The following is a 13,200-nucleotide window of genomic DNA, read 5'->3' as shown; positions in this document are numbered from 1 at the left end:
CATGCTGAATTTATTTCAGCATCTTAAATATTGGATTTTAAATTTACAATCAAATCTTCAACATTAGTTATACCTTCCAAAATCTCATTTGTTATAACTGTTGTAAGTTGGTTGCCTTCAAGTTTTAAAACTGTAGGGTATATGAGATTTACATTGGGGAATCGAGCCTCAAATTCATCCTTATGAAAAAATTTCATATCAATATTACTGTCTTCCCTAAATTTTCTCCAGGTTTTATCTTCACTGAATGTATCAAAAGTGAGCGCGCACAATTGACATTTATAGGTAGAAGGGCTAAGTAGCTTATGCCCAGTATCTAACAGTGCATTTAATTTGCTGGATTTTGCATTATAAACAAAAAGTAATTTCATAGAATAAGAGTGCGATGTACTGATTTAACCTAATTAAAAATTTAAATAAGAACTGGTAAAGCCATCACCAATTAGCGATCGAAGTACTTCGACGTTCCCGTTGGAATATAGCTTTAATTCAGGTGGAATTACTGAAGGGTTCAGCAAACTGTTGGCCAACAAAATAGCTTTGGTCTGTTTGGCCACTGCCAACCCTGAATCTATGATTTTAACTTTTGTAGGAAGCATTTTTTCCAATACTGGAATTAAATATGGATAATGTGTACAACCAAGCACCAAGTGATCTATATCTTGGTCTAACATGGGTTTGAGATAGGTTTTTAAAAGTAACTCCATTTCTGGGGAATTTAATTTACCATTCTCAATTAGTGGCACAATACCTTCTCCAATTTGTTCTATCACTTTTATATTACTCGCATATAAATTGGTTGTATTGTGAAACAGCTCACTACTCAACGTACCTTTGGTTGCCAATATCCCGATGGCTTGGGTCTGTGTTTGCAGCGCTGCTGGTTTAATAGCTGGTTCTATACCTATGAAGGGCACGTTATAATGTTCTCGTAAATAGGATATGGCATTGGTAGTTGCTGTGTTACAAGCCACAATAATCATTTTACAATCTCTGCTCAATAAAAATTCTGTATTCTTGATGCAGAGTTGCAGTATTTCGGCTTCAGATTTGTTGCCGTAAGGTGCATTTTTACTATCTGCCAAATAAATACAATTTTCATAAGGCAAAAGGGTATGCACTTCCTTAAAAATGGAGGTGCCTCCAACGCCAGAATCAAATATACCTATGGGATTACGCTTCATGAGTATAAAATTAAAAAGCCGCTTTTAGCAAAGCGACTTTTTATAAATTTATTTTAAAAAAGGATTATATTCCTAATTCTTTTTTTACGTCTGCAAGTAAGTCTTTACCATCTGCAACTACTAATGTAGATGCATCTAATACATATTGATAACCTTGAGCTTTTGCAACTTTCTGAATGGCAGCTTTTGCCTTTTCTGTAATAGGCTTCAGTAAGTCAAATTCTTTTTTCTGTAAATCCTGTTGTGCTTGTTGCTGGTATTTACTAAGGCTTTGCTTCATACCTTCAACTTCTTCCATTCTTTTAATATTAGATTCTTCAGTTTGAGCTTCTGCCTCAGCATTATATTGCTTTAACTTGGTATCTAATTCTTTCAGCGAACCTTGTATGGTCGCTTCGTAAGTTTTTCCTAATTTTTCTATTTCTGCTTGGGCAGCAATAGTTTCAGGCATTGCCTTGATAAGCTCTTGCGTATTGATATGAGCAATTTTACTTTGGGCAGCAGTAAAACTTGTAGCTCCAATAAATAATGCCGTTGCGAATAAAAGGGTTTTTAAATGTTTCATTTTTCTGTTAATTGTATTACGTGTTATAAATTATTAATCGTTGTTTTCATCTTCATTGTCCTCAGCTTTCTTTGCTTTGGCAATTGAGTCTCTCTTTTTTATATTTTTTTCACGTTCTTCACGTGCTTTTTTTCGTTCTTCTATTATTTTTTGTTTTCTAGCTTCTAAGGCTTTTCTTCGCTCTTCGCGATCTTTTATCTTTTGTTGACGCTTCTCTTCTGCAATTTGAGCTGCGGTTTTTGGTTTTTTAGATGCTGTTGAATCCTTTTTTACCTCAGATTTTGCTTTAGTACTATCGGCTTTAATTATAGGTTTAACCTTTAATGTTGTATCTTTTTCTAATCCTTTTGTTTCAAGTTCTGAAGTTTCAGATTTCTCATCTCGAGCCTCTAAAATTTTTCTGCGTCTCTCTTCTGTTTCACGCTTTTTAGCTTCTCTAGCTTCTTGTTGCTGTTTTCTTCTTGCTTCTAATGCAGCCTCACGTTCTGCACGTTTTGCTGCTAATTCTGCTTCTCGAGTTGCTTTCTTTTCTTCTAAAGCCTTTGTACGCTCATCTAATTCTGTTGTCACTTCAGGGACTACCTCTTCTTCCTCTAAGGCTTCGCGTTCTCTTTTATTTTTTACCTGAGTTCTTTTTGAAGCTCTGGTAATCGTATTAAGTACACGCTCACTTATATCGTAACGTTCTGCTGAATACAGCATCACAACATCAGCGGATTTATCGAAAACAAAATCGTATTTTCCAGTTTCCGCAATGTCTTGCACCGCTGCAAAAATCTGATCTTGAATTGGAGCTATTAGTTGACGCTTCTGAATCATTAAGTCGCCATTAGGTCCAAATCTATCTTGCTGATATTTTAAAATTTCAGCCTCCTCAAAAGAAATGTCTTCAAGACGCTCGTCGTATAGCTCTCTAGTTAATAGTACACTTTCGTTATTAAGCTCTTTTTTCTTAAGCTCAATCTCATTTAATCGCTGCTCTATTTCACTTTTCCATTTAAGGACTTTTTGATCTAATTGTGCTGTTGCCTCTTGGTATTCAGGTACATTTTGTAAAATATATTCAGTATCTATATAACCAATTCTAACTCCACGTTGTGCATTTGCACTAAAGCTCAATAGACCTATAATTGCCAGTAAAAAAAGAACTTTAAATTTCATCATTGCTCTGTGTTTTTGTTTTGAGACATTAATGTTATACCAAACACCTTTAATATCTGTCAGTATTACATTGCTTCAAATTTAACGAAATAAATTCTTAAAAATTTTAGCAGCATGACGAATTCTTATTAAGCTATTAGAAAATATCGTGCCAAACTTAAAACTGCTGTCCAATAATAAAATGAGTTTCCCAGCCATTGGCTCCGGTTGTACCTGGCAGAGGATCGAAACCATGACCAAAATCAATACCTAATAAGCCAAAAGCCGGCATAAATATTCTAAGTCCTAAACCTGCGGATCTATTTAGTTCAAACGGGTTAAAATCCCTAAAATCATTAACTGATTGTCCTGCTTCCAAAAACGTTAAAGCATAAATTTTAGCTTGGGCACCCAATGTAATTGGATAACGTAGTTCTAATGAGAATTTGTTATAAATTGAACCACCATCTTGAGAAGATAAAGATTGATTAGGATAACCTCTTAATTGAACAACCTCTCTTCCGTCTAATGCAAAATTACCTAAACCATCACCTCCAACAAAGAAACGTTCAAAGGGAATAACACCTCGATCATTATTATAAGCTCCTAGAAAGCCAAATTCTAAACTAGGTCTTAGAACAAGTTTTTTTGCAACTTCTGTGTACCAATCTGCTTTGAATTTAATTTTATAAAATTCCAACCATTTAAATCGTTCTTGATCTATCTCACCAATACGTTCAAAATCATCGGGATCTGACGGGTCTAAATCATCGCGTTCTTCGGCTAATGCTTTGTAGTCTACACCATTAACCAATGAGTATGGAAATGAAAACTTAGCCGATACAGAGAAATTTGAACCTCCTGTTGGGTAAATTGGATCTACATAAAGGTTGTTACGTGTAAGACCAACTGTATATGATAGGTTATTGGATGTACCATCACCAAAAGTAAATAAACCAGTGTTGTAATTCTGTAAATCGTAATGCTGATAACTAATGGCTTGCGACAATGAGAAATAGTTGTCTGGTTCAGTTAATCGTGTGGCTAGGCCTAATGTTAAACCTGTAATATTAAAACGTCTGCTTTTATCTGCTCTTCTAGTTTGCGGATTAAATAAAAACTGTCTTGAGTGAGATATCGAGGTTGAAAGTTGATAAGGCTTTTTACCACCTAACCAAGGTTCGCTAAAAGAGAAACTATAAGTTTGAAAAAACTGACTGGCCTGCAATCTCAAAGCTAAACTTTGTCCATCTCCTCTTGGTACTGGTTTGTACGCATCTTTATCAAAAACATCTCCAATTGCAAAGTTGTTAAACGACAGACCTAAAGTACCAATAAAGCCACCTCCGCCATAACCACCTTGTAATTGAATCTGACTAGATCCTTGCTCTACGACAGAATACTCTACATCCAAAGTTCCATCAACTGGATTAGGGTTTTTAATGTTAGGTGCAATTTGTTGTGCATCAAAATAGCCCAATTGTCCCAATTCCCTGATAGTTCTTATGATATCAGATTTGCTATAAAGTTCACCCGGTCTGGTTCGTATCTCTCTGTAGATAACATGGTCATTTGTAACATCGTTACCAACAACTGTAACGCTGTTGAAATAAGCAGGCTTTCCTTCTGAAATACGGATCTCCATATCAATAACATTTCCGGCGGCACTCACTTCAACTGGGTTAATTGTTGAGAACATATAACCGGTGTTTTGATATAGATTAGTTAAATCTGCCGCATCAGGATCTTTTGGGTCTGCAATACGTTCTCTAAGTTCTACTCCATTATAAGTATCACCTTCTTTAATGCCTAATACAGCTGCTAAATATCTATCTGAGTATACAGTATTACCAACAAAATCAATTTTGCCAAAAGTGTATTTTTCACCTTCTTCTAACTCAATATTAAGAGTAATGGTTTTGTCATCGTTATAAATAATAGAATCCGAGAGCACACGTGCATCTCTATAACCATTTTCTTTGTACTTATCCACCAAGCTCACTAAATCCTCTCTAAAATCTTCTTCAATATATTTTGACCTTTTTAGGACTCTAAGAAAATTTTTCTGTTTGGTATTGGACATCGCTTTTCGAAGCTTCTTATCCTTTAGTTTTTCATTACCAATAAAATTGATCTTTTTGATTTTTACTTTCTCACCTTTGTCGATTTTTACAAGCATATTTACACGCTCTTTCTCAACAGAATCAATAACTTTAGTGGTGATAATGTTTACCTTGGCATTAAGAAACCCTTTTTTCTTGTATTTATTTGTGATATAATTTCTTGTTGTAGTAAGAAGGTTTTCTGTGACCTTAACACCTGACTTTAATTCGTTCTCACTTAAAATTTCATCGACTTTTCCCTTTTTTACGCCTTCAAGTTTAACGTCTTTTAATTCTGGTAAATCAATGAGGTTGATTTCTAAATCCGCAGTGTTTCCGTCAATATTTACGATGTAAATATCTATGCTGCTAAATAAATTTGATTTCCAGAGTGTCTTTACTGCATTTCCTATTTTTTCACCACCCAGTTGTACCTCATCGCCTTTCCTTAATTTGGAATAAGCAATAATAGTTTGCTCGCTAAAATTGGTGTTCCCAGTTACCGAAATATTATTGATAACATATGTTTCGCCTTCATTAACCTGGGCGTTAGTGGTAAAAGAAACTATTAAGAATAGTATGGTAAAGGTAAATTTCGTGAATGCTTTCAACACTTTATGCTTAGGTGAGTTGTTCGCTTGTTTTTCCAAATCTTCGTTCTCTATTTTGATAATTTATGAGTGCCTCGTATAGATGCTCTTTTCTGAAATCTGGCCATAAAATATCTGTAAAATATAATTCTGCATAGGCAATCTGCCAAAGCAAAAAGTTACTGATACGTTGCTCTCCGCTCGTGCGGATTAGGAGGTCAACATCGGGTAAATTTTGCGTGTAAAGATGCTTATTTATAATTGATTCATCAATACTTTCACTAGAAATTATATTATTTTTAACTTTAACTGATAATTCCTTTATAACATTAACAATTTCTTCACGAGAACCGTAACTTAAAGCTAGGGTTAGTGTCATATTCTTATTGTTTTTGGTTTTGTCGATAACGTCCAACAGTTCGTTATGTGCTTTTTTAGGCAAATCAGACAAACAACCAATGGCTGCTAATTTAATGTTATTGTCATTGAGTGTTTTTATTTCCTTTTTCAATGATTTTACCAGCAACCTCATTAATGTTTGTACTTCCAGCTTTGGTCGGTTCCAGTTTTCGGTTGAAAATGCATAAAGCGTCAAATTTTTAATACCTAACTCTGCACTTGCTTCAACAACTTGTCTTACTGATTTTGTACCATTTTCGTGACCAATGACACGCATTAAACCTTGTTGTTTTGCCCAACGACCATTGCCATCCATAATAATTGCTATATGGTTGGGTAGTTTTTCTTTATTTATTTGTTCTTTTAAACTCATTTTAAAAGTTGCAGTAACATGGTTTTCTTCCAAAGGTGTAAGTTAAGGTAATTCCTGAAAATACATACCAATCGTTACTGTTTGTATTGCCAAAACTGAATTGTTCTCTAAATCTTGCGTCCGGAACACTACCGTCTAGCTCATCAGAAAATGTATATCGAGCACCAACTTCTGCCGCCAATATTAAATGGTGGGATATATTTGCTTTATAACCCAATATCATGGGTATGCCGTATGCCCAGCTTTTTGTATTTTCTGAAGTGTAAGTGCCATCAGTTGCAAAATAATAATTGTCATGGTTGGCCATTGTGATACCTGTATATAAGTATGGTGTGCTTTTTAGACCCGGTTTGTGCAAATCAAAATCCCAAAAGGTAAATTCCATTCCGGCTGAAAGTTCTAAAACACCAACATTAAACTCATAATCACGTTGCACTCTTCTTGGATCATCCGACTTACTGTCTTTACCTTCTAAGTCCGAAAAAATAACAGATGCCCTAAAAGCGTGTCGTGGACTTCTGTTCCACTTGGCAATAATACCAAAAGCCGGCTGATTTGGAGAAATGTAATTGGTTGCACCAACATCACCTATAAAATTGCTGCCACCTGCAAAAACACCAACTTCATAAATCTGGGAGGAAGCAGTTTGGAACAATAAAACACTTAATAAAATTAGGAATAAATACCTCATAAAATTTTTAGGATTTGCAAATATAACAATTATGATAAGCCTGTAAAGATTTGATATAAATTGTCTTACAGATAAACAGAATTTGCTTGTATTTATTGTCTAATTACGACGATCTTCTCCCCAGAGCAGTTTTTTTCTAAGGGTATCTAAAAAAGTTTCATCTAACAGTTCTACCATTTTAATTGCGAATCCAGCTTTTCTTACAGTAACTGTTGCTGTATTTGGTAGGGTTACAATTCTAGAATCTAAGGACATCAAGAAATGATCTTCCCTTCCATCAACTTTTAATGTTATTTCAGTATGGTCTGGAATAACCAATGGTCTTGCACTAAGATTATGTGGTGCAATAGGTGTGATGACAAAGTTGTTTGCGTCTGGCGTTATTACTGGACCTCCGCAACTTAAGGAATAACCCGTGGATCCGGTAGGTGTGGAAAGTATTAAGCCATCTGCCCAATACGAGGTGAGATATTCGTGATTCAAATGAGTGACGACGGTAATCATAGAAGTTGTATTTTTTCTACTTACCGCAATTTCATTTAATGCAAAATTCGTTTCAGAAATCGCTTCATTGTCTGGTGCAGTGGTGACACTTAGTAACGAGCGTTCTGATATTTTGTAATTACCTTTAAAAATCTGTGCTAATGCAGCTTTGATTTCTGTAGTTTGGATTGTGGCCAGAAAGCCCAATCGACCAGTGTTAATACCTACAATAGGGATGCCCAAATCACGTACAAAAGTTATTGCTCTTAATATAGTACCGTCACCACCTATGCTAATCACCAAATCAAAGCTTGTGTCTAATGCGGTAAATTTTTTAATGTTAGAAATGAGGTTTTCAGATATATTTTGCTGATCTAAAAAATCTGCTTCAACATAGACATTAACATTAGCATCCGATAATAGTTTCAGAAGTACGTTGAATGCCTCTTTAGTTGCATCTCTGCCATGACTTTTTCCGTAAACCGCAATTTTCATAATTACATATTCAGATATTTGTCCAAATATTGCGAACGTTCTTTTAAGCTTTCAATATATGAATCCTCTTCATGTCCTGATACGATATTGTAACTATAACGCCTAAAGGTCTGAGTCACCTCATTTAGGCTCGCATTGCCAATTTTTATAGTAACACGAACTAAATCTGTATCCATTTTGGAGATGAAAGCGCCCAAAACCTTACCGTCATTAGATTCTACAATTTGGCTAATTTCACTAAATGAATAATCATGAATGCCTTTTTCTATAATCAAAACACCACCAGGTTCTGCAAAAAAAGGCGTTTCATTAAATAAATGGATAATGTCGTTCAGTTCATAATAACCTAAATACTGATTCTTTTTATTAAGAATTGGCATGATGTTAGAATTATTCTGAGCGAAAGCTTCGAGTACATCGAGCCAATTAGTTGCAGGCCTTACAAAAAAGCCTTCTATTGCATGAATACAATCATTAATGGATGTGGCTTTCTCAAAACAATGGGCATCATTTTCAGAAAGACAACCAATATAAACACCATCTCGATGAATAGGAATGTGAGAATAAGTCAACTGATTAAATAACATTTGTAAATCGCTGATCTTATCATTGATGCTAATCGGTTTTATATCGTTTATAACAAAGTCCTGTAATTGCATGATTTGGTAAAAATTTATATCGCAAATTAATCAAAATTTACCACAAAAATGCGTCCTTGAGTTCGTATTTTTGTGTTTTAAAATGCATTAGTATGACCAAATTAAGTGTTAATATCAACAAGATCGCTACACTAAGAAACAGTAGAGGTGGTGATGTGCCAAACGTAGTTCAGTTCGCAAGAGATGTGCAGGGTTTCGGAGCTGAGGGCATTACTATTCACCCACGACCAGACGAACGTCACATCAGGTATCAAGATGCTTATGATTTAAAACCTGAAGTATATACAGAATATAACATTGAAGGTAATCCCATAGCCAAATTTATAGATATGGTATTGGAGGTTAGACCTACGCAGGTGACTTTAGTGCCAGATGCCGTAGATGCAATCACATCCAATGCAGGATGGGACACAATCAAGCACAAGGATTTTTTGGTCGAGGTAATTCAGGAATTTAAAAGTAACGGTATAAGAACTTCAATTTTTGTAGATCCAGATTTGCATCAAATTGAAGGAGCCAAAGAAACGGGAACAGATAGAATTGAACTATATACCGAAGCTTATGCGCACAAATTTTCACGTGGAAATAGGGAGGCCATAAAACCTTATATGGAATGTGCAGGATTAGCAAATACCTTGCAATTGGGCATCAATGCAGGACATGATTTATCATTAGAAAACATTCAGTTTTTCAAGGAAAATATAACGGGTTTGTTAGAAGTTTCTATTGGGCATGCATTAATAGCAGAAAGCCTATATCTAGGGGCTGAAAATGTGATTAAAATGTATTTAGATAAGCTGAAATGATTTTACACTCCAACATCATAGGCAAAGGAAAACCTTTTGTAATCCTTCATGGTTTTTTAGGCATGGGAGATAATTGGAAAACCTTAGCTCGCCAATTTGCCGAGGAAAATTTTCAATTGCATTTAGTCGATCAGCGTAATCACGGTCGTAGTTTTCATTCGGATGAATTTGATTATGAAATAATGGCAGTAGATTTAAAACGCTACTGCGATGATCATAATTTAAATAACATTATACTTCTTGGCCATTCCATGGGAGGGAAGACGGCCATGCTTTTTGCTTCAAAATATCCAAGTTATATTGAAAAACTTATAGTTGCAGATATTTCACCTCGATACTATCCAGTGCATCACGACGCAATTTTAGAAGGTTTAAGCAATCTCGATTTCTCAAAGATTGAAAGCAGAGGAGAAGCAGAGGAAGCACTAAGTAGTTATGTCGCAGATATTGGTACTCGCATGTTTCTACTCAAAAACCTTTATTGGGTAAAAAAAGGTCAACTTGGGCTACGCATGAATCTCGAAGTTTTAAAAGAAAATGTGTCTGAAGTCGGAGAGGCTCTACCAATACATCTCACATTCAGTAAGCCAACTCTTTTTTTAAGAGGAGACAAATCTGAATATATTGGTGAAGCCGATGAGGCTATTATAAAAAGACATTTCTTAGACTCAAAAATTAAATCTATTGCCAATGCTGGCCATTGGCTGCATGCTGAAAATCCCAAAGATTTTTATGATGCAGTAATTGAATTTGTTTAAATTCAACAAAAATTTTAAAATGAAATTAATTCTATCATTTGTACTTTTTCTTTTGAGTTTTCAATTAGGAGTTGCTCAAAATAACGGACCATTCAAAGAGTACTACGAGGACACGGAAATCTTAAAAGCAGAAGGCCAATACACTAACGGAAAAAGAGTTGGTAAATGGAAGAGTTATTATAAAACCGGTCAAGTCTCAAGTTTGTATAGTTATACTAATGGGAAAAGAGATGAGGAGTATATATCATATTATAAAGATGGTACAATAAAGAGTGAAGTAGAAAAAATAGAAGGGATTTACGTTAGAAAGTTTTATTATGAAAGTGGAAACATACGCTCCGAAAATAAACTAAAAGAAGGTTACTACAAAGGGTATTTGGAAGATGGAACTTTAGAAGTTGAAGCTAGTTATAAAGATTATGAACTTTCAGGTGAATGGAAGCGATTGTATGCGGATGGCACTACGGAATGGATGGTAACGTATAAAGACGGTTACAGAGATGGTGTATACAAGCAATATTATGAAAATGGTATGTTGCGAACCGAAGGAAAAAATAAAAACGACAAAAAAGAAGGTACAGAAAAGCGTTATTCAGTTGATGGTGATCTAGAATGGGAGGGTAGCTATGACCAGGGAAAGCTAGAGAAAACTTGGACCCAGTTTACTAAAGACGGCAAAAAGAAAACTAAAATAAAGTTTAAGGATGGTCTAACAAACAATTCTAAAATTGTTTTAAAACCTACCGAAGTTCCAGATGGAAGATTTGAGCATGTTCCGGTGTATAAAGGTTGTGAAGATATCTATGGCAACAAGGCAAGAAAAAATTGCATGAGCCAGAAAATAAGTGAATTAATTTTAAAAAATTTCAATTCTAATATAGCATCAAATGTAGGGCTTCAAGGTAAGCAAAGAATCTTTGTTAAATTTAAGATTGATAAATTAGGCATTATAAAGGATATAGAGGTAAAAGCTCCACATCCTAATCTTGAGAACGAGGCTATGAGAGTAATTGGTCTTATACCAAAACTTACTCCAGGCTATCAAAGGGGTAAAACAATTATAGTACCTTACTCGCTTCCTATTGTTTTTGTTGTACAATAATTTAATATTTTTTTTATGAACTTAATCATCAGACTTTTAATAAACGCATTAGCCGTTTTTGTATTGGCGCATATACTCAATGGTGTTGCTGTAGATGGATATTTGGGCGCGATAATAGTAGCCGTTGTGCTCGCCATTCTCAATCTTTTGGTAAAACCGATTTTGATAATTTTAACCTTACCTGTTACAGTGATAACATTAGGTTTATTTCTATTGGTCATTAATGCGTTAATGATCTTGTTGGCAGACAAGCTTATTGACGGATTTAGTGTCTCTAGTTTTTGGACCGCACTACTTTTTAGTGTGCTCTTATCTATACTTCAGTCCTTACTGCAATCCTTCTTAAAAGACGATAAAAAGTAACTAGAATTCAATCATTTAAAACTATTGTCGGGTTGCAAAAAAAATTGTATTTTTGCAGCCCAATTTTAGATACAGAAATTCGAGAATAATGAATATTACAAGAGAGAACATCGATGCATTAAATGCAGTTGTTAAAGTAGATATCGCAAAAGAAGATTATAGCGATAAAGTTGAAAAAATACTTTCAGATTACCGTAAATCTGCCAATATCCCAGGTTTTAGAAAGGGACACGTGCCTATGGGTATGGTTAAAAAACAATACGGAAAAGCGGTATTAGTAGATGAGGTTAACAAATTATTGCAAGATGCCCTTGGAAAATATTTGGTAGAAGAAAAGCTAGATGTACTTGGCAATCCGTTGCCAAAAGCGCAGGATGATCTTGACTGGGATTCTGATGCATTTTCTTTTGAGTTTGAATTAGGTCTAGCACCAGAATTCAACGTGGACTTAAAAAGTAAAAAAGCAATAACACATTACAATATTGTTGCGGATGACAAAATGATTGATAATCAGGTTAAACATATCCAAAAGCAATACGGAAAAATAATTGCTCAAGATACGGTTGAAAAAGACTCAGAAATTACTGGTGTCTTTAGAAACGAAGAAAAAGGTATAGAAAATACAGCAACGATTACTTTAGATAAATTAAAAGGAAAGACAAATCCAAAAAAATTAATTGGTGCTAAAGTTGGAGATGTTGTCACTTTAAAAACTAAAGGTCTTTTTAACGATGATCACGATTTGATGACGTTCTTAAAAGTACCTCACGATGATGCTCACGGTTTAGATATCGAAGTTAATTTTGAAATTACTGAAATCAACAAAAGAGAATTGGCAGATTTAGACCAAGAGCTTTTTGATAAAGTTTTCGGGAAAGACAATGTGACTTCAGTAACTGAATTAAAACAAAAAATCAAAGAGGATTCTGAAAAGCAATTTGTACAGCAGGGTGACCAGAAATTATTAAATGACGTTACCGAGTATTTAGTTGAAAATACTAAGTTTGATTTACCCGCAAGTTTCTTGCAGAAGTGGATGCAGACAGCAGGTGAAGAGCCAATGACTGAGGAGCAGGCTAAAGAAGAATATGAAAAGTCTGAAAAAAGTATGCGCTATCAGCTTATAGAAGGTAAATTGATAACCGATCATAAGCTACAAGTTCAATTTGAAGAACTCAAAGCCTTTGCAATGGAGATGATAAAAGGTCAAATGGCACAATTTGGGCAAATGAATCCTTCCGAAAAGGAATTGGAAGATATAGCTGCACGAATTTTGGGCAATCAAGAAGAGGTAAAGCGTTTATCTGAGCAACTAATGAGTCAAAAATTGTTGAAACTTTATAAAGACGAAGCAAATATCAAGACCAAGGATATTACCTATGACGATTTTGTTAAAGAATTCTACAGTTAAAAGATAATTGAATAAATTAGTATCTTTAAGGCGTAAAATTGAAAAGTTTTACGCCTTTTCTATAAAGAGTTTTCAGTAG

General features: G+C 34.7%; 14 protein-coding genes. 5 read left to right on the top strand and 9 right to left on the bottom strand.

Going from position 1 to position 13,200, the window contains the following annotated elements; all coding sequences use genetic code 11:
• Positions 1 to 23: 23 nt before the first annotated feature.
• From HM983_RS04735 to HM983_RS04695, 9 genes are all read right to left on the bottom strand, one after another.
• Positions 24 to 371: a GTPase gene (locus tag HM983_RS04735; protein WP_179344252.1), complete on the bottom strand. Its 348-nt coding sequence runs from the start codon at positions 369 to 371 to the stop codon at positions 24 to 26.
• 33 nt (positions 372 to 404) lie between these two features.
• A complete protein-coding gene (gene murI, locus HM983_RS04730) occupies positions 405 to 1,184 on the bottom strand; it encodes a glutamate racemase (RefSeq protein WP_179344251.1) in 780 nt (259 codons plus the stop codon).
• Positions 1,185 to 1,248: 64 nt separating this feature from the next.
• Complete coding sequence (locus tag HM983_RS04725; protein ID WP_179344250.1) at positions 1,249 to 1,749, bottom strand: OmpH family outer membrane protein; 501 nt, start codon at positions 1,747 to 1,749, stop codon at positions 1,249 to 1,251.
• 33 nt (positions 1,750 to 1,782) lie between these two features.
• Positions 1,783 to 2,913, bottom strand: a complete 1,131-nt coding sequence (locus HM983_RS04720) for an OmpH family outer membrane protein (protein WP_246277462.1) — start codon at positions 2,911 to 2,913, stop codon at positions 1,783 to 1,785.
• 154 nt (positions 2,914 to 3,067) lie between these two features.
• The gene (gene bamA, locus HM983_RS04715; protein ID WP_179344249.1) at positions 3,068 to 5,641 is read right to left on the bottom strand and encodes an outer membrane protein assembly factor BamA; all 2,574 of its coding nucleotides are present in this window, start codon (positions 5,639 to 5,641) and stop codon (positions 3,068 to 3,070) included.
• Entirely contained in the window at positions 5,613 to 6,353 is a 741-nt protein-coding gene (locus HM983_RS04710; RefSeq protein WP_179344747.1) for an isoprenyl transferase, read from the bottom strand. Before HM983_RS04710 ends, bamA begins: the two co-directional genes overlap by 29 nt.
• A 1-nt stretch (position 6,354) precedes the next feature.
• Entirely contained in the window at positions 6,355 to 7,044 is a 690-nt protein-coding gene (gene porG / locus HM983_RS04705; RefSeq protein WP_179344248.1) for a type IX secretion system protein PorG, read from the bottom strand.
• 99 nt (positions 7,045 to 7,143) lie between these two features.
• Complete coding sequence (locus tag HM983_RS04700; RefSeq protein ID WP_179344247.1) at positions 7,144 to 8,022, bottom strand: NAD kinase; 879 nt, start codon at positions 8,020 to 8,022, stop codon at positions 7,144 to 7,146.
• A gap of 2 nt (positions 8,023 to 8,024) precedes the next feature.
• On the bottom strand, positions 8,025 to 8,681 hold the full coding sequence (locus tag HM983_RS04695) for a CBS domain-containing protein (protein WP_179344246.1): 657 nt from the start codon (positions 8,679 to 8,681) through the stop codon (positions 8,025 to 8,027).
• A 92-nt stretch (positions 8,682 to 8,773) separates the two neighbouring features.
• Here HM983_RS04695 and HM983_RS04690 point away from each other — a divergent pair, with 92 nt between their 5' ends.
• The 5 genes from HM983_RS04690 (at position 8,774) to tig (ending at position 13,121) form a co-directional block, all read left to right on the top strand.
• The gene (locus HM983_RS04690; protein WP_179344245.1) at positions 8,774 to 9,487 is read left to right on the top strand and encodes a pyridoxine 5'-phosphate synthase; all 714 of its coding nucleotides are present in this window, start codon (positions 8,774 to 8,776) and stop codon (positions 9,485 to 9,487) included.
• On the top strand, positions 9,484 to 10,245 hold the full coding sequence (locus HM983_RS04685) for an alpha/beta fold hydrolase (protein ID WP_179344244.1): 762 nt from the start codon (positions 9,484 to 9,486) through the stop codon (positions 10,243 to 10,245). The genes HM983_RS04690 and HM983_RS04685 overlap by 4 nt, the downstream gene beginning before the upstream one ends.
• A 19-nt stretch (positions 10,246 to 10,264) precedes the next feature.
• Positions 10,265 to 11,347: an energy transducer TonB gene (locus HM983_RS04680; protein WP_179344243.1), complete on the top strand. Its 1,083-nt coding sequence runs from the start codon at positions 10,265 to 10,267 to the stop codon at positions 11,345 to 11,347.
• A 15-nt stretch (positions 11,348 to 11,362) separates the two neighbouring features.
• A complete protein-coding gene (locus HM983_RS04675; protein WP_179344242.1) occupies positions 11,363 to 11,710 on the top strand; it encodes a phage holin family protein in 348 nt (115 codons plus the stop codon).
• An 88-nt stretch (positions 11,711 to 11,798) separates the two neighbouring features.
• The gene (gene tig, locus HM983_RS04670; RefSeq protein ID WP_179344241.1) at positions 11,799 to 13,121 is read left to right on the top strand and encodes a trigger factor; all 1,323 of its coding nucleotides are present in this window, start codon (positions 11,799 to 11,801) and stop codon (positions 13,119 to 13,121) included.
• The last annotated feature ends 79 nt before the right edge of the window (positions 13,122 to 13,200 follow it).

This window comes from Winogradskyella ursingii (assembly GCF_013403975.1).
GTDB lineage: Bacteria > Bacteroidota > Bacteroidia > Flavobacteriales > Flavobacteriaceae > Winogradskyella > Winogradskyella ursingii.
Note: the sequence above shows the minus strand (reverse complement) of the source record. Positions and strands in the feature narration are given on the sequence as shown.

What these genes read in the sequence shown, in the direction of transcription:
- HM983_RS04735 (WP_179344252.1), bottom strand. Translation starts at nt 371, where the DNA reads ATGAAATTACTTTTTGTTTATAATGCAAAATCCAGCAAATTAAATGCA.
- murI (WP_179344251.1), bottom strand. Translation starts at nt 1,184, where the DNA reads ATGAAGCGTAATCCCATAGGTATATTTGATTCTGGCGTTGGAGGCACC.
- HM983_RS04725 (WP_179344250.1), bottom strand. Translation starts at nt 1,749, where the DNA reads ATGAAACATTTAAAAACCCTTTTATTCGCAACGGCATTATTTATTGGA.
- HM983_RS04720 (WP_246277462.1), bottom strand. Translation starts at nt 2,913, where the DNA reads ATGATGAAATTTAAAGTTCTTTTTTTACTGGCAATTATAGGTCTATTG.
- HM983_RS04710 (WP_179344747.1), bottom strand. Translation starts at nt 6,353, where the DNA reads ATGAGTTTAAAAGAACAAATAAATAAAGAAAAACTACCCAACCATATA.
- porG (WP_179344248.1), bottom strand. Translation starts at nt 7,044, where the DNA reads ATGAGGTATTTATTCCTAATTTTATTAAGTGTTTTATTGTTCCAAACT.
- HM983_RS04700 (WP_179344247.1), bottom strand. Translation starts at nt 8,022, where the DNA reads ATGAAAATTGCGGTTTACGGAAAAAGTCATGGCAGAGATGCAACTAAA.
- HM983_RS04695 (WP_179344246.1), bottom strand. Translation starts at nt 8,681, where the DNA reads ATGCAATTACAGGACTTTGTTATAAACGATATAAAACCGATTAGCATC.
- HM983_RS04690 (WP_179344245.1), top strand. Translation starts at nt 8,774, where the DNA reads ATGACCAAATTAAGTGTTAATATCAACAAGATCGCTACACTAAGAAAC.
- HM983_RS04685 (WP_179344244.1), top strand. Translation starts at nt 9,484, where the DNA reads ATGATTTTACACTCCAACATCATAGGCAAAGGAAAACCTTTTGTAATC.
- HM983_RS04680 (WP_179344243.1), top strand. Translation starts at nt 10,265, where the DNA reads ATGAAATTAATTCTATCATTTGTACTTTTTCTTTTGAGTTTTCAATTA.
- HM983_RS04675 (WP_179344242.1), top strand. Translation starts at nt 11,363, where the DNA reads ATGAACTTAATCATCAGACTTTTAATAAACGCATTAGCCGTTTTTGTA.
- tig (WP_179344241.1), top strand. Translation starts at nt 11,799, where the DNA reads ATGAATATTACAAGAGAGAACATCGATGCATTAAATGCAGTTGTTAAA.